The 20,682-nt window shown below is 53.8% G+C and carries 12 protein-coding genes; 9 read left to right on the top strand and 3 right to left on the bottom strand.

Features of this window, described 5'->3' with window-relative positions; all coding sequences use genetic code 11:
• Nucleotides 1–77: 77 nt before the first annotated feature.
• From H6750_06020 to tkt, 6 genes are all read left to right on the top strand, one after another.
• On the top strand, nt 78–1,610 hold the full coding sequence (locus H6750_06020) for a cytochrome C552 (protein MCB9773867.1): 1,533 nt from the start codon (nt 78–80) through the stop codon (nt 1,608–1,610).
• A 33-nt stretch (nt 1,611–1,643) separates the two neighbouring features.
• Nucleotides 1,644–2,258, top strand: coding sequence for a NapC/NirT family cytochrome c (locus tag H6750_06015; GenBank protein MCB9773866.1), 615 nt, complete (start codon nt 1,644–1,646; stop codon nt 2,256–2,258).
• A 166-nt stretch (nt 2,259–2,424) separates the two neighbouring features.
• Nucleotides 2,425–4,509: a glycogen debranching protein GlgX gene (gene glgX, locus H6750_06010; GenBank protein ID MCB9773865.1), complete on the top strand. Its 2,085-nt coding sequence runs from the start codon at nt 2,425–2,427 to the stop codon at nt 4,507–4,509.
• A 138-nt stretch (nt 4,510–4,647) separates the two neighbouring features.
• Nucleotides 4,648–7,119, top strand: a complete 2,472-nt coding sequence (locus tag H6750_06005) for a glycogen/starch/alpha-glucan phosphorylase (protein MCB9773864.1) — start codon at nt 4,648–4,650, stop codon at nt 7,117–7,119.
• Between the two features lie 148 nt (nt 7,120–7,267).
• Nucleotides 7,268–8,077 carry a polyphosphate kinase 2 gene (ppk2, locus tag H6750_06000; GenBank protein ID MCB9773863.1) on the top strand — a complete coding sequence of 270 codons (810 nt, stop codon included), beginning with the start codon at nt 7,268–7,270 and terminating at the stop codon, nt 8,075–8,077.
• 24 nt (nt 8,078–8,101) lie between these two features.
• On the top strand, nt 8,102–10,165 hold the full coding sequence (gene tkt, locus H6750_05995) for a transketolase (protein MCB9773862.1): 2,064 nt from the start codon (nt 8,102–8,104) through the stop codon (nt 10,163–10,165).
• Between the two features lie 83 nt (nt 10,166–10,248).
• Here tkt and H6750_05990 read toward each other — a convergent pair whose 3' ends face one another.
• Nucleotides 10,249–12,129 carry a mechanosensitive ion channel family protein gene (locus tag H6750_05990; GenBank protein ID MCB9773861.1) on the bottom strand — a complete coding sequence of 627 codons (1,881 nt, stop codon included), beginning with the start codon at nt 12,127–12,129 and terminating at the stop codon, nt 10,249–10,251.
• Between the two features lie 350 nt (nt 12,130–12,479).
• Here H6750_05990 and H6750_05985 point away from each other — a divergent pair, with 350 nt between their 5' ends.
• Nucleotides 12,480–13,256: a DUF3313 domain-containing protein gene (locus tag H6750_05985; protein ID MCB9773860.1), complete on the top strand. Its 777-nt coding sequence runs from the start codon at nt 12,480–12,482 to the stop codon at nt 13,254–13,256.
• 178 nt (nt 13,257–13,434) lie between these two features.
• On the opposite strand, the gene H6750_05980 is transcribed toward H6750_05985, so the two are convergent.
• Complete coding sequence (locus H6750_05980) at nt 13,435–14,166, bottom strand: lipid-binding SYLF domain-containing protein (GenBank protein MCB9773859.1); 732 nt, start codon at nt 14,164–14,166, stop codon at nt 13,435–13,437.
• Between the two features lie 76 nt (nt 14,167–14,242).
• On the bottom strand, nt 14,243–15,874 hold the full coding sequence (pgi, locus tag H6750_05975) for a glucose-6-phosphate isomerase (protein ID MCB9773858.1): 1,632 nt from the start codon (nt 15,872–15,874) through the stop codon (nt 14,243–14,245).
• A 314-nt stretch (nt 15,875–16,188) separates the two neighbouring features.
• Here pgi and H6750_05970 point away from each other — a divergent pair, with 314 nt between their 5' ends.
• Together H6750_05970 and H6750_05965 are read left to right on the top strand one after the other, a co-directional pair.
• Nucleotides 16,189–17,439 carry an efflux RND transporter periplasmic adaptor subunit gene (locus H6750_05970; GenBank protein ID MCB9773857.1) on the top strand — a complete coding sequence of 417 codons (1,251 nt, stop codon included), beginning with the start codon at nt 16,189–16,191 and terminating at the stop codon, nt 17,437–17,439.
• Between the two features lie 5 nt (nt 17,440–17,444).
• Entirely contained in the window at nt 17,445–20,681 is a 3,237-nt protein-coding gene (locus H6750_05965; GenBank protein ID MCB9773856.1) for a multidrug efflux RND transporter permease subunit, read from the top strand.
• Nucleotide 20,682 lies beyond the last annotated feature (1 nt).

Genomic DNA, 20,682 nt, shown 5'->3' with positions numbered 1-20,682 from the left:
CGTCCCTCAAGATGAAGGGCACATCAATCCGGAAAATATCGCCTGACCGTCAACTCAACGCTCTGTGAGGAATGCTCATGAAGACCATCAAAAAAAATTCCTGGCTGGGAATTTCTCTTCGGAAATCGTTTAGTGTGATTCTCTATCTCCTGATCGGCAGTTCGGCAGTGGTGTTGTTAGACGGTGGCCCACTGCTGCTTCGAGAAGCCGGCGAAGCCAATGCGGCGAGACCTGCCGGCACCTATGGCAAGGATTGGGGAAATCCCGAGGGTGAGGAATGCGTGCTCTGTCATCGAAAACATACCCCCGGGTTGTACCAGGAATGGAATCAAAGCATGCACGGGCAACGAGGCGTGAATTGCCTGGATTGTCACCAAGCGGATGGAAAAGATAAAGACGGGTTCAGGCACAAAGGGCAATTAATCTCAATCCTTGTGACGCCAAAGGACTGTGCACGCTGTCATACCACGGAATTCCAGGAGATGGATGGTTCGCATCATTCAAAGGCCGGCGAAATCCTCGCATCATTCGATAATCTTTTAGGCGAGGTCGTAGGCGGCCCGGAAGCGGTGAATGCCGGGTGTAAACAATGTCACGGCTCAACCATAGAAATCGGTGAGGATGGAAAACCGCTGGCTACCACTTGGCCCAACACCGGAATTGGACGGATCAATCCCGACGGGTCTAAGGGTTCCTGTACAGCCTGTCATGGCCGACACCGCTTTTCCAAAGCGCAGGCACGAACTCCGGATACCTGCGGAAAATGTCACGTCGGTCCGGATCACCCTCAAATTGAGGTCTATAACGAATCCAAGCATGGCATCATCTATCACGCCAAAACGACTGAGATGAATCTTGAATCGGATAAATGGGAAGCCGGCATAGATTATTCTGCGGCTCCCACCTGCGCAACATGCCATATGGGGGCCGGAGGCGGAGAAAAATCCACTCATAATGTGGGCGAACGGATTTCCTGGACCTTGCGGCCTCCCATTTCCATCAAAAACAACCTGGTGAAACTTCAAGATGGCAATGAATTTGATGTGCCGGAAGGTCAACCCTTGCCCAAGGTTGGGGACAAGGCTAAGGGATCAGAGGTGGTTGAGGTGCTGACATGGAAAGAGCGCCGGCTCAAAATGCAAAATGTGTGTACGGCCTGCCACACTGATTCGGTGATTTTGGGCCATTATAACCAGTTTGATAAGGTGGTAGACCTCTATAACGATAAATTTGCCAAACCCATTGCCGCCATCATGAGTGACCTACAGAAAGCCGGAACAATCAGCCAAGCCCCCTTCGACGAGAAAATCGAATGGATTTGGTGGGAAATCTGGCACCACGAAGGTCGTCGAGCTCGGCATGGTGCCTCCATGAGTGGTCCCGATTACACCTGGTGGCATGGGATGTACGAAGTGGCCAAGCACACCTACTTCGAATTTATTCCGGAACTCAAAAAGGTCGCAGGAGAAAAAGAAGCAAACATCTTACTCGAAAAGCATTTCAAACCTATTCCCGGCCATGCCTGGTACTTTGAAGGGATGAACCCTGCCCAACTTGACGCCGTTCGAAAAGGATTTGAATCCCGTTACGGAAAAGGGGCATTGAAGTAATCACCAGTCAGAATATCGGGTTCATATCATTCAATGCTCAAAAGACTCTGGAAATGGTTTTGGAGCCCCACCGGCAAATATTCCTGGGGAGCGATTTTCATCGTTGGCGGAATAGCGGGAATTATTTTCTGGGGCGGGTTCAACACCGCCATGGAGCAATCCAATTCGCTCTACTTCTGCGCCAACGCCTGCCATGAAATGACGGATTTCGTCCTGCCGGAATATCAGCAATCCATTCACTATTCCAACGCCCAAGGTGTGCGCGCCATTTGCGCCGACTGTCATGTGCCTAAAGCGTGGGGACCGAAGGTCGTTCGAAAGATAAAGGCCACTTGGGAATTATGGGGTAAAATCACGGGCTCCATCAACACACGGGAAAAATTCGAGGCCAAGCGGGAACAGCTGGCCTTAAAAGTTTGGCTGGAGATGAAAGAAAACAATTCTCAAGAATGCCGGAATTGCCATTCGTATGAAGCCATGGACTGGCATGCTCAGTCGCTTGTGGCCCAGCGTGATATGCAGAAAGCCATGAAAGAAGGAAAAACCTGCATTGATTGCCACAAAGGCATAGGCCATACACTCCCCGATGGTTACGAATCTGACACCCCGGTATTTAAAGAGGACTTAGCCAAACTGGCAAACAAATAACCATTAACCCTCAATCCCTGAGGAGCACCGCTGAGGGAGAAAAAAGACAGAGAGCCACCCTGGCACCAGACCAGTCACAGGTTCAGGGTGGGGCGTGCGGATTTCTGCCTGAGGATCGAAACCCATGCCGAAGAACCAGAAAAAAGTGGCCAAAAGTGAAGTGGGTATGCAAGCCGGAGCAATCGCTCCGGGAAAAAGTTTTCCCCTCGGGGCGACCGTTTCCCCTGAGGGAGTGAACTTCTGCGTATTTTCGAAGAACTGCACCCTCATGGAATTGCTGCTTTTCAATCACGCGGATGATACGAAGCCGACAACGATTATCCCCTTCGACTCCTGGAGAAACCGGACATACCACTATTGGCACGTCTTCGTCCCTGGGATTCGTCCGGGCCAGATCTACGGCTATCGTGCCCACGGCCCGTTCGAACCGGAACGAGGACTGCGATTTGACCCTGAAAAGATCCTACTCGATCCCTATGGCAGAGCAGTGGCGATGCCGACGCAATACAGCCGGATCGCGGCTTCCAAGCCGGGAGACAATTGCGCGACTGCCATGAAGAGCGTGGTAGTAGATGTGGATGTGTACGATTGGGAGGGTGATGTCCCGCTCAAAATACCGGCCATCCGGACCATCGTGTACGAGATGCATGTGCGGGGATTTACCCGCCATTCCAGTTCAGGTGTCGAAGAAAAGAACCGTGGGACGTATGCCGGTCTGATCGAAAAAATTCCATATCTCCAGGAACTCGGTATCACCGCTGTGGAACTATTACCTGTGTTCCATTTCGACCCCCAGGATTGCCCTCCGGGGCGAGTCAACTATTGGGGCTATGCGCCCGTATCCTACTTCGCGCCGCATCCCATGTATAGTTCACGGCAGGATCCGCTCGGCGTGGTTGACGAATTCCGCGACATGGTCAAAGCCCTGCATCAAGCGGGCATCGAGGTCATCCTTGATGTCGTCTACAACCACACCGCTGAGGGCAACGAGAATGGGCCTACCCTTTGTTATCGCGGCCTCGAAAACGGCGCCTATTATATTTTGCAGGAGGATCGGGCCCGATACAGCAACTACACCGGCACGGGCAACACCTTGAATGCCAACCAGCCGATTGTCCGTCGTTTAATCATGGACAGTCTCCGGTATTGGGTGAATGAAATGCATGTGGACGGCTTTCGATTCGACCTGGCGTCGATCCTCTCCCGCGACGAAGCCGGTCGGCCGCTGCAGAATCCTCCCATTCTCTGGGATATTGATTCGGACCCCTTCCTGGCCGGGACGAAACTCATCGCGGAAGCCTGGGATGCGGCCGGACTCTACCAGGTCGGCTCGTTTGTCGGGGATAGCTGGAAAGAATGGAACGGGCGGTTCCGCGACGATGCCCGGGATTTCTTCCGCTGTGAAGCAGGCTCCTTGGCACGTTTCGCCGATCGCTTGATCGGGAGTCCTGAGATCTACGGTCATAAAGAACGGGAGCCCGAGCAGAGTGTGAATTTTGTAACCTGCCATGACGGCTTCTCACTCAACGATCTCGTCTCGTACAACGGCAAACACAACGAGGCCAACGGCGAAGACAACCGGGACGGAGCCAACGACAATAAAAGCTGGAATTGCGGAGTTGAAGGGTCCACGGATGACCCAACGGTGGAACGGCTACGGAACCGGCAGGTGAAAAACTTTTTGACCGTAACCCTACTCTCGTTAGGAATGCCCATGATTCTGATGGGCGATGAAGCGCGCCGCACACAAGGCGGCAATAACAATGCATATTGCCTGGACGATGAAACGAATTGGTTCGATTGGACGCTTCTTCAGAAGTATGCTGACGTGCGGCGGTTCGTGACATTGTTGAATGCACGTCGGCTCTTGCGCGACGTGGAACGCGAGCACCAACGAATGAGCCTGCCCCATTTGATCCGGCAGGCGAATAAGGCCTGGCACGGCGTAAAACTCAACCAACCGGACTGGAGCCCGAATTCGCATAGCATTGCCTTTACCGTTGAAGATCGGAAAGAAAAGCTCCTCAACCACTTTATCCTAAACGCCTATTGGGAACCACTCGAGTTCGAACTGCCCCCTGTTCAGAACGGAGGAGACGACATCTGGTACCGATGGATCGATACCGCCCTGGACTCGCCGCAGGACATTGTTCCATGGGAAACCGCTCCCGCGGTTTCCGGTTATACGTACCGGACCGAGGCACGGTCCGTCGTGGTGCTGTTCGCACACATGGACGCCGGCATGGCCTAAGAAGGCTCACCTGGCCCCTAAAATGCCGGCACGGCCATCGGGGGATGACCCCCGACATTCGACAGAGAGACACCTGGGGGCAATCACGGTCCCAGGTCGCTGACAAGATGAACGCGTGAAAGCTTACGTGGAGGTTAAATGAAAGACCGATTAAAAGAACTTCTTGAACAGTACGGGTGCGGACCGATCAAATTTTCCGGCACGGAAGATGCGCTCTATGAACGACACCTGATCTTCGACCACGTCCTTGAGCCCAAGAAGGCTGATCCCCGCGAACAGTTTGAGGCGGTAGCGCGGTCGGTTCGCGACGTCATTTCGCAACGATGGCTTAAGACAGAACACACCTACGAGCGAAACAATCCCAAGCGGGTGTATTACCTGTCGATGGAGTTCCTGCTTGGGCGGTCCCTTGCCAATAACGTCACCAACGCACTGCTGGGATCGCTGGCGTTAGAGGCCTTAAAAAAAAGAGGCCTTGACCCGCTGGAACTGCTTGAGATGGAGCCGGATGCCGGGTTGGGAAACGGTGGTCTTGGCCGGCTGGCGGCGTGCTTCATCGATTCAATGGCCACGCTCCAGATTCCCGGCATGGGGTACGGCCTCCGTTATGAATACGGAATCTTCAAGCAGACCATCAAGGATGGATGGCAATGCGAACAGCCGGATAATTGGTTGCGGCATCCAGACCCCTGGGAGGTTACACGGCTTGAGGAAGCGGTGGAAGTGAAATTAAACTGTTCGTTCGAGCTGCGCGAGGGGGACCTACGCCTGGTTCCCGGCCAGCCGTCCAGCATCATGGGCATCCCATTCGACCGCCCCGTCATCGGATATGGCGGCAAGACGATCAATACGCTCAGACTCTGGGCTGCTGCAGTCCCGGATTATTTCGACTTTCAGCGGTTCAGCAGGGGTGATTTCACGGCCGCCTTGGCGGGCACCCTTGCGGCCGAGTCGCTGACCCGTGTGTTGTATCCGGATGATTCCACCGTCCGGGGCCAGGGGTTGCGTTTCCTACAGGAATATTTCCTCGTGGCCTGCTCCCTGGCTGATCTCGTGCGGCGTTTTCGGCGCAGCAACCAAGATTGGAACGTTCTTCCCGAGAAGATCGCGATTCAGTTGAACGACACCCACCCCACCATGGCTGTTCCAGAGCTCATGCGCATTTTGCTCGATGACGGCTGCCTCGACTGGGACCAAGCTTGGGATCTGACCCAACGATCACTCGCGTATACAAACCATACCTTGCTGCCCGAGGCATTGGAGAAATGGCCGCTCCGATGGTTCGAAACCATGCTGCCTCGTCATCTGGAAATAATCTACGAGATCAACCGCAGACACCTGGACCAGGCACGAGTCCGCTTCGGCGGCGACGAAGGCCGTCTCGCCAATGTGAGTCTCATCGAAGATGGCGCAACGCGTAAAGTCCGTATGGCCAACATGGCCATTGTCGGCTCGCACAGCACGAACGGCGTGGCCGCCATTCACTCGGAATTGCTGCGTACCATGACAGTCAAGGACCTGGCCGAAATGTTCCCCGAGCGGTTCAACAATAAGACCAATGGCGTGACGCCGCGCCGCTGGTTACTCCTGGCGAACCCCGCGCTCTCTCAGGCCATCACCGAAGCCATCGGAGACGGATGGATTACTGATCTTGGCCAATTGAGTAAGCTCAAGCAACTGGCCGGCGACAAGGGATTCCGCGAGTCGTTCCACAAGGCGAAGCGCGACGCCAAATCGAAGTTTGCCCAGTGGCTTAAGACGACATCCGGGCAGACGGTCGATCCGGACACGATCTTCGATTGCCAGGTCAAACGCATCCATGAATACAAGAGACAACTGCTCAACGCACTGCGCATCGTGGTGCTCTACAACCGCTTGAGGGAGAATCCGAACCTCAAGATGATCCCGCGGACATTTTTCTTTGCCGGCAAGGCGGCCCCTGCCTATCACTTGGCCAAATTGATCATTAAGTTCCTGAACAATCTGGCCGGTACGATCGACGGCGATACCATCGTTCGCGGGAGACTCAAGGTCGTCTTCCTGCCGGAATATTCCGTCTCCCTCGCGGAGCGGCTCATCCCAGCCGCCGATGTTTCCAATCAGATTTCGACAGCCGGCTACGAGGCCAGCGGCACGAGCAATATGAAGTTCATGATGAATGGTGCGTTAACGTTAGGCACACGCGATGGCGCAACCATCGAAATGGCAGAAGAGGCGGGCGAAGAGAATTTTTTCCTCTTCGGCCTCACGGCGGACCAGGTGGCCGGGAGCAAGGGTTGGTATAGCCCTGGGTGGCATTATGACAATGAAGTGGAAACCCGCGCCGCACTGGACCTGATCTTCACCGGCTACTTCAGCCGGTATGAACCGGGCGTCTTTGAACCACTGCGGCACACCTTACTGACCGGCGGGGACCATTACATGCACCTGGCGGACCTTACTTCCTATCTCGAGGCCGATCGGCATCTCTGCGACCTGTACGGTGACCCGGATGGATGGGCACGCAAGGCCATTATAAACATCGCGGGCTCGGGAAAATTTTCCAGCGACCGCACCATTGCTGAGTACGCAGCCGAGATCTGGAATGTCAAAGCATGCCCGGTACGGTAAGCATGGGCTCCCCGATCGACGCCCAGCTCCCCATGCGGACCCACCTGGCTATCGTGCGGCCTCAGAAAGGCCGAATGGCCCTATGAATCATAGAAAATTCTTTTGAGAGCATTTTGCGTGTGCGCACAACTAAGGGAGGGGAACAGGCATGCCTAAGAATCAGAACGATCGTTCCGAAGCGAAGCTCAAACGCAAGGAATACGAGAAGGAGCTGCGTCGGCTTCAAGCCGAGCTTTGTCACCTTCAGGCCTGGGTGAAAGCCAAAGGGCTACGCATCATGGTGGTATTCGAGGGTCGTGACGGCGCCGGAAAGGGCGGCACCATTCGCGCGATCACCGAGCGTGTGAGTCCTCGCATATTCCGTGTCGTAGCGCTCCCTGCGCCATCCGACCGGGAGAAGAGCCAAATGTATATTCAGCGCTACATGCAGCATTTCCCGGCGGCCGGGGAAATCGTCATTTGGGACCGCAGTTGGTACAACCGAGTCGGGGTGGAACACGTCATGGGGTTCTGTACCAAGGAACAGTACGAAGCGTTCCTCGAACATGCCCCGAATTTCGAATGGTACTTCACGAAGTCCGGGATCATTTTAATCAAGTACTGGCTCGAGGTAGGCCATGAGGAGCAGAGGCGTCGTTTCGAGGCCCGGGTGGAAGATCCGTTGCGCCAGTGGAAGCTCAGTCCCATGGATCTTCCGTCACTTGAGAAATGGTACGCATACTCGCGCGCCCGGGACCGAATGCTGGAGGCCACGGATTCCCAACATGCCCCCTGGTACATCGTGCGGTCGGACAATAAGAAGCGGGCACGACTCAACTGCATCAGCCATCTGCTCAGCCTGATTCCCTACAAAAAGTTGAAGCGCGACGAAGTGAAGCTGCCCGATCGATCAAAGAAATACCAATACGACGACCAGGCGACGCTGAAGGGAAAAACGTTTATCCCGGAGAAATACTGAAAGACGCCTTGGAGAAATGACATGATGCCGGACAAACAACTCGATCACCTCTGTATCAACACGATCCGCACCCTGTCCATGGATGCCGTTCAGGCGGCCAACTCGGGACATCCCGGCACACCGATGGCATTAGCGCCGGTGGCGTACTGTTTATGGCAGCGCTTCCTGCGGTTCGATCCCGACGACCCGATCTGGGGAAACCGGGATCGCTTCGTCCTGTCCATCGGCCATGCTTCCATGTTGTTGTACTCGCTGCTGCATCTCTCTGAGGTCAAAGCCGTCAATGCCAAATACGAACGGCTGGGCCATCTCTCGGTGACGCTGGACGACATCAAGCGGTTTCGCCAATTGGAGAGTAAATGCCCCGGCCACCCGGAATACCGGTGGACCTCCGGTGTGGAAATGACGACCGGTCCACTAGGCCAAGGCGTGGCCACCAGCGTGGGGATGGCCATTGCCGAACGTTGGATGGCGGCTCACTTTAACCGTGACGGTTTCCCCCTCTTCGATTACCACATCTATGCGCTCTGTGGGGACGGAGACATGATGGAGGGAATCTCACATGAAGCCGCCTCCCTCGCCGGACATCTTCGACTCTCCAATTTATGTTGGATCTATGACAACAACCACATCACGATAGAGGGCCACACCGCATTGGCCTCCAGCGACGATGTCGCCACAAGGTTCATTGGGTACGGATGGAACGTGACACGGGTCGGCGATGCGAACGATTTAGATATGCTGACTCGTGCCTTCAACACCTTCCTTGCCACTCCGGACCGGCCGACGTTGATCATCGTGGATAGCCATATTGCCTATGGGGCGCCCAACAAGCAGGATACCAATGCCGCCCATGGTGAACCGCTAGGTGAAGAAGAGATCCGATTAACGAAACAACGGTATGGCTGGCCCGAAGAGGCCACATTCCTGATTCCCGATAGCGTTCGGGACCATTTCCGTCAAGGTATTGGGAAACGCGGGCGATCACTTCGTGAAAACTGGTTTTCCCTGTTAGAAGGGTATAAACAAGCCTACCCTGATCTGGCCGATCATCTGTACAGAATGCAGCATCGTCAACTCCCGGAAGGGTGGGATGAGGGATTGCCGTCATTCCCGGCGGATGCCAAAGGGTTGGCTACACGGGATTCCTCCGGGAAATCGCTCAATAGCATCGCACAAAACGTGCCGTGGCTCATGGGAGGATCCGCCGATCTTGGCCCATCCGCAAAAACGCGCCTGATCTTCGAGGGGGCAGGGGATTTCTTGGCCGAAACCTATCAAGGCCGAAACCTGCACTTCGGTATTCGGGAGCATGTCATGGGGGCGGTGATCAATGGACTGTCTCTTTCAAAAGTCCGGGCATTCGGTTCGACCTTTCTAGTGTTCAGCGATTACGTTCGCCCGACCATGAGACTCTCGGCCATCATGGAAATCCCCGTCATCTATATCTATACGCACGATTCGATCGGTGTAGGTGAAGACGGACCGACTCACCAACCCGTCGATCAAGTGGCTTCCCTGCGGGCTATCCCCGGACTGATCATCATTCGTCCTGCCGATGCCAACGAGGTCGTAGAAGCCTGGCGTGTCATCATGCAATTCCGACACGAACCAGTCGCTCTGGTTCTTACCCGACAGGCTGTTCCTACATTGGACCGGAAAAAATACGCGCCGGCTTCCGGTGTAGCCAAGGGAGCTTACGTCCTTGCTGACGCGAATGGGGAACAACCGGACATCATACTCATCGGCACAGGCAGTGAAGTATCGCTATGCGTGGAGACATTTGAAAAGCTCAAAGCCGAGGGAATTCGGGCGCGCGTGGTAAGCATGCCCTCGTGGGAGATCTTTGAGTATTATTGTCGGAAAGATCCGGGCTACCGTGAAACAGTGCTGCCTTCCCGTGTGACCGCCAGGGTTTCCGTGGAGCAAGCCTCTACCATCGGATGGGAGCGGTATGTGGGATCAACCGGCCGGATCATCGGCATGGAGTCCTTTGGAGCCTCGGCTCCCCTCAAGGAACTCACCAAAAAATTTGGCTTTACAGTTGAACACGTCGTCGCGGCTGCGAAAGCTCAGCTCAAAAAATAAAGACGTGAAAATCCTTTACACCCAAAAGTGTACACAGAAAAGGATGCCACTAAAAAATTTTGGTTGTTGTCCGTATGGGCGGACTACGCCTCCCCCTGGCGGGGAGCCCTTTGGGCGCCGGCTGAGCCCTCCGGCGGATAATCCAGGGAATCCCGTAACTCGTTAATCTTTTCGGGCGGGAATGTGGGAATATACAAGGCGTGCTGGGTACGCCATTCCTGAACACAATTCTCAGTCTTCCGGATCTGAGTTTCATCCAGCGGTTCTTTGTCTATTTTATACTCAATCTGCGCGGGGATGGCCAACTCTGTTCCGGCGGCCTTAACGATGTCCATAATCCGCAAGTTGATATCCTCGGCAATCTCGAGAAACTCGCCGTAGTCGGTCGTATCGATGTAGGCGAACACATCCAGGTCAAGCGAACACTCCCCGAATTGGACAAACCGGATCCTGGCGGGATCCTGATGAACTTTGGGATGGGCATACAGAAGCTTTCGAATCTCGACCAGGATGTATCGGACCTGATCCGGCGTCGTTTCATAGCGAAGCTTGATCCGCGGATGATACCAGATTTTCCCGCGTGCCGAATAATTTTCCAATCTCGCTTTGGCAAAATCGGAATTGGATACCGATACGATCGTATGATCCAACGTCCGAATCCTGGTCGACCGTATTCCAATTTCTTCCACGGTTCCTATCGTGTCACCGAACCGACAGAATTCGCCCACCCTCACCGGCCGGTCGGCAAACAGGGTAAGCCCTGCGATAAAATTCTCAATCGTCGGCTGAGCAGCCAGAGCCAGAGCCAGACCGCCGACGCCGAGACCGGCAAGCAACGGCAAGACCGGCAACCCCAATGCATGCGCACCATACAGCGTAAACACCACGGCGAAAGTCAAGGACAGTATCCTGGTGGTCAGCCGGGCCATCGCTTCATCCAAACTCCGCTCCTTAACCTTCGGGGAGGCAATGATACACTCTGCCGCAATATTCCCAACCAGAATAATGCCCCACGCGGCCGTAAGATAGAACACCGCGCCAAGGACTGTGGCAATGATGTCGTTTACCCCACCCGTAACATTGATGGCATCTTTTAAAAAATCCAGGAACCAGGCAGCGACAACCACCGACACCATCATCACCAGACGGCGACTGTTCTCGCGAATCGGATGGACTTCTGCTCTTCCTCGACGCCAACGAGCCAAAATGATCAGAATCGACCACACGCTCACAACGGCCAATCCGAATACGATCCATCGCCAAAGAGCTTGGTCTCCAACTTTGGCTTTAGCCCAGGGTGGAAGTCGGTCTGTCAGTTTCCAGGGGACCCATCGTGAATGGCCAATGGTCGTATAAAACTCGTACACGCCTTCCCAGGATCCTGGTTTGTACGGTAAAGCCTTAACCTTCTCATAGAACTCTGGAAGACGCTTAAGGGTGGCGTTGGAAAAGAGAAACTCTCCTGCCTGGGATCCTTCTTTCACTCGCGCAATGACCATCTCGGTGTGAGGAATCCGCCACTGGTCGACTCCTGCCATCGTCATGGCTCCAGCATCAGGCACCGATTCAAGAGGGGGGAGTTCGATGCGATCAAAGATCTCTTTGAGCAATAGTTGGGAGTCCAACCCGAATTTTTCTTTCACAGTCGGGGCCACCTCTGACAGATTGAGGGTTCGCCGTGCCCGTATCAAAAAGGACTGCAAACGGACATGTTGCGCCTGACCGGCAGGAGAAAAATATAGTCCAGGCTGGCTATGATAGGTAGTGATCAGGGCATTGAAGGCCTCTGAGGCCTCTTGCATGGTCATGATAAAACTCCGCAACGTCGCCCTGGGACTGGAGGTGTCCGGCGGCTCAAGTGGATGCTGTCCGGGTGACTGTGCGAGCGTTCCACTCAGAGGCACCAGAATCAGCCACAGGCCCCACACAATGAGAAGAATGCGGTCAGGTCTTGATTTGGGCATCGAACAAAGGCTCACTCTTCTGACGAAAGCACTGCTCCTCACCTAGGCAGAACATGAACACCCCATCCACCGACGGAACGCACTGTAGCTAACTACCACCATGCCTGCAATAGTCGTGAAGTCATAGGCACAACCACTCCAGATGCTTTTTCTACCTGCTTCAACACCTCCTCAAACAATCGCTTCATTGGCTCTCCAGCAGACGAATACCCTACAGTCTTCCTGAGTGGTGCGTTGTTTTACTAAAGAAGTAGGAACACATTAGAATCCGGGTGAAGTAGAGAGGGTATAGTTGATCGCAGAGTTTTGTTCAGATAGATGGGTACATGATGAACCAGAAAGGATTTCCGATGAAAAAGGACATTCCAAAGTCGACTCTCAATCGAACTGCTCAACCCTGTCGTGATAATGGGGAACGACAATGGCAGAGAGGTCTCAGGTTAGGAGAGTTGCGGTTCATCATGTGGGTTCTGCTCGTGATGACAGGAATCGTTGGCTGTGCCCAAACGGAACAAGCCAGGGAAGTGGAAACCTCGGGCTTTCTGGGAGATTACTCGATTCTCCAACCGGGAAAGGAAGGGGAGGCTCTCCTCATATACAAAAACCCGCAAGCCGATTTTTCAGTCTATCAGGCCGTGTATGTGGAACCGGCCATCGTGTTGATGTCCAGGAAATCCAAGGTTCCCCAGGAAGAACTGCACAGACTCGCCGATGATCTGCGCTCAAAAGTCATCTGGAAGCTGAAAGAGGATTTCCTGGTGGTTCCCAAGCTCATTCCTGGTGCATTACGAATTGAACTGGCTCTGACGGAGGCCGAACCCTCGGAGGTCGGCATGGATATTGTGTCGACCATTCTTCCGCCCGCCGGCATGGTGTCCGGAGCGAAAAGCCTGGCGACTGGGACACAGGCCTTTGTGGGACGGGCCAGCGTTGAAGCCAAATTAACCGATGGGAACACGGGAACTTTGTTGATGGCAGCTGCGGATCGTCGGGTTGGTGGGCGAACTCTGGATGGATCCATGGATTCCTGGGACGATGTCCACCAGGCGTTTGAATATTGGGCGGATAAATTAGCCCAACGGCTTCGTGATGGGCGAAACACACCCAAACCCGCCATCTCAAAATGAACACGTTGAGGAATGGCTCAAGGTTAAACTGTTCCCTAAAGACCAATACTGTTCAAAGAGGGGAAAAAAGCGCACTCCATCTCAACCGTTCCTCCTGGCAAGATCGGAAGGAAAAAACCTGGGCGTTGAAGATCAGGAGCCAACGAATAATTGTTCAACGTGTAAACGCCGAGAAGGATTAATCGACTTTTGTGGCATTCTTCACAACAGCCAGTAACGGGTCCGCTTTCGGATTAGAAACGTTCCGGCGTATGAGAATGTCAACCGTTTTGGTCGGAGCCTTGTAATAGCTGGTATTCATGGCATCTCTGGCCGCCACGGCCGCGCCTTCCAAAGAAATACCCGCAAACAGACCCTTGGCTTTAGAAAAGGAGATGAGATCAACGCTCAAATTCGGCGCCGTCGATCCTTCCATGCCTCTTCCGATCGGTCCCACCGCAATGGAGGCATCGGCTCCTAATTTCATGGTCGTGCTCATCATGGAATCGACCCCCTTTTGAGTAAGGACAAGCAAGACTACCTCCGAGGCCTGCCCCCCGAATTGTAATCCGATACTGGCGCCTCCCAGGGTGAAAAAGGCAGGATAGCTCCACTCATTGGTTTTTTCATCCCGAACGACGAGAACTCCACTTCCCCCGGATCCTCCGATGAAGAAGGCACCCTTCAAAAACTGAGGGACAATCAACATGCCTCTCGCTTCTCGCATATGTTCCCGAAACCATTGCATGTCGGGGTCCGAGAGAAAACTTTCCAAGGTTCCCTTGGCCTTATCGATGAGGAGGTCTTCCTCTGAATTCAGCTCCGCCCAAACCGCCTCTGGTGCACTTACACCCGTTAAGGACAATCCGGATGCGACAAGACACATGCACAAAGCATGACGCAGCATGTTTCGACGTACCGGTTTAAGCATGATGATTCCCTCTCTTTATATTCGTAAAAATGGATAAAGAAATTCTGCCCACAGATCAAGATGCAGGATAGGAGCATCAAGTCTGTGGTCGACGGTTCTGCCGATAGCGTCGAATCAAGGTATTCGTAGAGCTGTCATGATTCAATTCCGGTTCCCGTGATACCGTCAGTTCAGGGGCTATCCGCTTGGCGAGCACCTTACCCAATTCCACTCCCCATTGGTCAAACGAATTCAGGTTCCAGATGGTTCCCTGGACAAAGACCTTGTGTTCGTAGAGGGCGATGAGTTTTCCCAGCATGGCCGGGGTCAATTCCTCCGCCAAAAGCGTGTTCGTGGGATGGTTCCCGGCAAAGGTACGATGGGGAATTAAGGCCGGCGGAACGCCTTCCACGGCCACCTCCTCGGCGGTCTTGCCGAAAGCGAGAGCTTCCGTTTGGGCGAAAAAATTGGCCATGAGCAGGTCATGATGGGGTCCGATGGGATTCAACGAGCGTAAAAACCCGATGAAGTCGCAAGGAATCAGTCTGGTGCCCTGATGAATCAATTGATAGTAAGCATGCTGGCCGTTGGTCCCGGGCTGCCCCCAAATGATCGGCCCCGTTTGATAATCCACAACATTCCCGTCCAATGTCACCCGTTTGCCGTTGCTCTCCATATCAAGTTGCTGGCAATACGCGCTGAGCCGCCACAAGTATTGATCGTAGGGAAGGATGGCATGGGTTTCGGCCTGAAAAAAATTGACGTACCAGACACCGAGAAGACCGAGCAGCACCGGAAGATTTTTCTCGAACGGCGCGGTTTGGAAATGCGCATCCATTGCCCGAAATCCGGAGAGCATGTCCCGGAAATGGTCAGGCCCGATCGCGATCATCAGCGAAAGCCCGATAGCCGAATCCAGTGAATACCGCCCACCAACCCAATCCCAGAATCCGAACATATTAGCCGGGTCTATGCCAAATTTCTGGACCTCATTGCGGTTTGTGGAAACGGCCACAAAATGTCTGGCTATGGCCTGTTGGTCATGAAGGGCCTTCAGGCACCAGTCCCGGGCGGATTGCGCATTCGTGAGAGTTTCGATGGTGGTAAAGGTTTTTGAACAGACAATGAAAAGGGTCTCCGCAGGGTCAAGATCTCTTGTTGCCTCAGCCAGGTCCGTTCCGTCGATGTTGGAAACGAACCGGACAGTCAGTTCACGGTCGCTGTAATGCTTAAGAGCTTCATAGGCCATCACCGGTCCAAGGTCCGAACCCCCGATACCGATATTGATAATGTTCCGAATGGATTTCCCCGAATACCCCCTCCACTCCCCGCGTCTGACGCGTGTGGAAAAGTCCGCCATTTGATCCAACACGGCATGAACATCCGGCACCACATCCCTACCGTCCACAACGATGGATGTGTTCCGGGACGCTCTGAGGGCGATATGAAGGACCGCACGCTGCTCAGTAGTATTAATTTTGTCCCCCCGGAACATCGCCTGAATACGGTCCTGCAAATTCACGCTTTCGGCCAGTTCACGTAGTAAGAGCAGGGTCTCCCCGGCGATCAGGTTTTTCGAATAATCCAGATAGATCCCCTCGGCCTCCATACTCATGCGTTGCCCTCTCACAGGATCATCGCTAAATAGATTGCGCAGGTGGAGCCCTTTGAGCAGTTGAAAATGTTTTTCGAGAGATTTCCAGACAGGTCGTTGTGTGAGAGAGGTCATGAGAAGAGACTCCGGTATAAGGTTAACCGCAGCAGTATAATAGCTATGGTCGTAAGTTAAAGGAAAAATGTCAACGGATGACCATCGATCTTTCAGGATATCCAATAGAAGGAGGGAGAGGACACGGGGCATGAATCCCGTCACTCCCTTGCCCAATTCTCGGCCAAGAATAAACACATCCGCCATCCGGGATAAAAAACCCCAAATTCAAAATAGTCAGGTGCTTACTTGAGGTTAGAACCTCAATCATGAAAGAATAGATGGCTTGTATTATTTCCTGCATAGGAAGATAACTGAATATCTGGGAGATAGAATTGACAAGACACCCCTTATCGACTCCCTTCCCGAACCAAAATTCTTTAAATTTTGACAAGCTCACACACCCTGCCTTGCATTATTTCAAACGAGGGTTAGGTCTACTGCTGGTATACCTTCTGGTTGGGATAATCTTTGGATGTGACCGCAAAGAGGTAGAATCCACGCCGCCGCCGCCTGAGGTGCTGGTCGCTGAAGTGGTACAAAAGGACGTACCGATTTACGGGGAATGGGTGGGAACCACCGTCGGATTCGTGAATGCCCAGATTCGTGCCAGAATTCAGGGCTATCTGTTGTCACGCAATTACACCGAAGGGTCCGTGGTGAAGGCCGGCGACCTGTTGTTTACCATCGACCCACGACCGTACAAAGCCGCCCTGGATCAAGCGAAGGCCGAACTTGCCCGGGCGGAAGCCGCCTTTAAAAAGAGCCTGCTAGACGTCAAACGGAACACTCCCCTTGCCGCAGAAGGCGCGATCAGCCAGAAGGAACTGGATGATGCCAGACAGGCAAGTGCTGCCAACCGGGCCTCAGTAGCTTCCGCCCGGGCTAAGCTTGATAATGCGCAATTGAACTATGGTTGGACCCGTATAACGTCGCCGATCAATGGAATAGCAGGAATCGCCACGTCGCAAATCGGCGACCTCATCCTTGAAAATACGTCCATGACGACCGTTTCTCAAGTGGACCCGATCAAAGTCAACTTTCCCATCAGCGAAAAGGAGTACCTAAAACTCGCCGACCGGATCGAAAAGGCCGGCGGACAGGAACAATTCAATCCCTCCCATGACCTCCAGCTGATTCTTGCCAATGGAAGCGTGTACCCACATAAAGGAAGAGCGGTCCTCGCTGACCGCCAGGTTGACGTCAAGACGGGGACGATCACCATCGTCAGTTATTTCCCGAATCCCGGGAACCTCCTGCGTCCAGGCCTTTTTGCCAAGGTACGAATTCCCATCGAAACCCGCCCCGGAGGACTGTTGGTCCAGCAACGAGCCATCCAGGAACTCCAGGGCACCTATCAAGTCGCGGTGATCGGAGAAGAAAACAAAGTAGCATTTCGAAAAGTGACTCTGGGGCCCAGGATCGATTCCCTCTGGCTGATCGACGAGGGCCTTCAACCTGGCGAGATGGTCGTCGTCGAGGGACTTCTCAAGATTCGGGAAGGAATGATAGTCACACCAAAAATGATTTCGGAAGGATCAGAACCCGACGTTGAGAATACTCCCGAACAACCCCCCGCGACCTAATACTCATGGCAAAATTCTTCATTGACCGGCCGATCGTCGCCATCGTCATCTCAATCATCATGACGATTCTCGGCCTGATCGCCATGGTGCAACTCCCCATAGCCTTATTCCCTAACATCGCGCCTCCGGAAATCCAACTGCAGGGCACCTACGTCGGGGCCGACGCGGTCACCGTCGAACAATCGGTGGCTACCCCCATCGAACAGCAGATGGCAGGAGTGGACAACTCGATCTACATGTACTCCACGAATGCCAGTAACGGGCAAATGACGTTGCGAGTGAACTTCGACGTCAACACCATCCCTAACGACGACCAAATCCTGACACAGATGCGCTACATGCAGGCCGAATCCCAGTTGCCCACCGACGTGAGGAATTACGGGGTAACCATCAAAAAATCCACCACCAGCCCCCTGATGCTCTTCAGCTTATACTCCCCGAATGGCACCTATGACGAGATCTTTCTGGCCAACTATGCGTATGTCAATATGAACGATCCACTCTCACGCGTACCCGGGGTCGGGCAGGTTACGATCTTCGGGGCGGGCCAGTATGCCATGCGCTTCTGGGTGGAACCCGATCATCTCGCCAAATTGGGCATTACCGTTACCGAGATCCTCGACGCCATCAAAAAGCAGAACACGGTCAACCCTGCCGGTCAAATCGGAGCTCAACCGGTTCCCCAAGGTCAGGAATTCACCTATACGGTTCGATCACAAGGGCGCCTGCTTAACGAGGAGGAGTTTGGACAAATCATCATTCGGGCCGATCCCGACGGATCTATTATCCGGCTGAAGGATGTGGCCCGAGTGGAATTAGGCGCGCAAACCTACAGTATGATCGGCCGTCTCAACGGAAAGCCCAGTGCGCTCATTGCCGTCTATCAGCTGCCGGGGTCCAATGCGATTGAAACGGTAGATCGGGCGAAAAAGCTGATGGAGGAGATGAAAGAGCGGTTTCCCGATGATCTTGATTACGCCGTTTCCCTGGACACCACCCTGGCGGTTAGGGAGGGAATTAATGAAATCGTGCATACCCTCTTTGAAGCCGTGGTGCTCGTGATTATTGTCGTGTTCATTTTTCTACAAGGATGGCGGGCCACGCTCATTCCTCTGTTGGCCGTACCTGTCTCGCTGGTGGGGACCTTCGCCATCTTCCCGTTGTTGGATTTCTCGATCAACACGCTCTCGTTATTCGGACTGGTCCTGGCCATCGGGCTCGTGGTAGACGATGCCATCGTGGTGGTCGAGGCGGTGGAGCATCATATCGAGAATGGCCTATCCCCTAAAGATGCGACCAGGAAAGCTATGGAGGAAGTTTCCGGGCCGGTGATCGCGATCGCACTGATTCTCGCGGCAGTCTTTGTACCCACCGCGTTCATTCCAGGAATTACGGGACGACTCTACCAACAGTTTGCACTCACAATTGCGTTATCGGTGATCATCTCCGCCTTTAATGCCTTGACGCTCAGCCCCGCGCTTTCCGCGATGATTCTGAGGCCAAGAACTCCTTCCAGAGGTCCGATGGGGGCATTTTTCACATGGTTTAACCATTGGTTCGGGCGTGCCACCGACGGGTATGTCGGATACTGCCACCACTTGATTCGTAAGTCGGGCCGCGCGATGATCTTTTTGCTTGTAGCTGCGGTAGGAGCCGGTCTGCTTGGGGCCAAACTTCCAACCGGATTTCTCCCGATAGAGGATCAGGGGTATGTCTATTTAAACGTCCAACTGCCGTTGGCGGCCTCCCTGCAACGAACGGATGAAGTCTGCAAGAAAATAGAAGCCATTCTTGCGGAAACTCCCGGCATTCAATTTGTAAGCACCATCGTAGGGTTTAGTCTGTTAAGCACGGTCCAAACAACATATAACGGTTTCTTTTTTGTCACCCTCGATCCATGGGAGGAACGGACCGCACCCGAGGAAAAACTTCAGGCTATTTTCAAAAATGTAAACGAGAAACTCGCCGAATTGCCCGAAGCCGTGGCATTTTTATTCCCACCGCCCGCCATTCCCGGCGTCGGCACATCGGGCGGGGTGTCTTTCATTCTCGAAGACCGGGCCGGACAGGATGTGGCCTTCCTGGCCGACAACCTCAAGACATTCATGGATGCCGGTCGACAGCGTCCCGAAATCGCGTCCATGAACACCACCTTCATTCCCGCCGTGCCACAGGTCTTTGCCCGGGTCGATCGGGACAAAGTACTAAAACAAGGTGTAAAACTTGAAGATGTCTATAAAACCCTGCAAACCTTTATGGGCGGGGTGATGGTGAACTATTTCAACCGGTTCGGCCGTGTCTGGCAGGTATATGTACAGGCTGAAGGGGAATTCCGGACCAAGGCAGAAAACGTGGGACAATTTTACGTCCGGAATAAATCCGACGAGATGGTCCCGCTTTCCACGCTGGTGACGATGGAAAAAAGTTCCGGTCCGGAATTTACCATGCGATTTAACGGCTACCGGTCGGCCCAGGTTTTTGTTTCGGCCTCCCCCGGGTACACCTCCGGTCAGGTGATGCAAGCCCTGGAAGAGGTCTTTGCTGAAACCATGCCCCGTGAGATGGGATATGACTTCATTGGAATGTCTTTTCAGGAGAAGGTTGCCTCTGAAGGAGTCCCGGCCAGCGTGATCTTCGGTTTCTCCCTCCTCTTTGTCTTTCTTATTCTTGCAGCCCAGTATGAGAGTTGGGGGCTTCCGTTCAGCGTTCTCATCTGTACGCCAGTTGCGGTCGTCGGTGCCTTCGGCGCCTTGTGGGCACTTGGGATGGAAAACGACGTGTTCACTCAGATCGGTCTTGTCATGCTCATCGGACTGTCGGCAAAAAACGCAATCCTGATTGTGGAATTCGCCAAAATGGAATATGAAAAGGGCAAATCTCTTGTCGAAGCCGCCCTGACAGGAGCCCGCCTGCGGCTGCGGCCGATCCTTATGACATCCTTTGCCTTTATATTCGGAGTGGTTCCACTTGTGCTCTCCTCGGGATCGGGGGCGCACGGGAGAATCCTTCTGGGCGTCACTGTGATCGGAGGGATGATCGCCGCAAGTTTTATCGCCATTTTCCTGATCCCTGTCTCGTTTTATGTGGTGGAGCGATTGATCCACCGACATGAGGATCCCCCTGACCAGGATCCCGACGGCCAGGAGATTGAGGATTCCGAGCTATTGGAAAATGAGGAAGCGCTGGTTTCTGCACAAACCAAACAAGCCCGGACTCAATTCAAAATTCAGGGAGGTCATTAGT

This window comes from Nitrospiraceae bacterium, assembly GCA_020632595.1.
Taxonomy (GTDB): Bacteria; Nitrospirota; Nitrospiria; order Nitrospirales; family UBA8639; genus Nitrospira_E.
The sequence above is the reverse complement of the archived record's forward strand: the minus strand, read 5'-3'. Positions and strand labels throughout refer to the sequence as shown.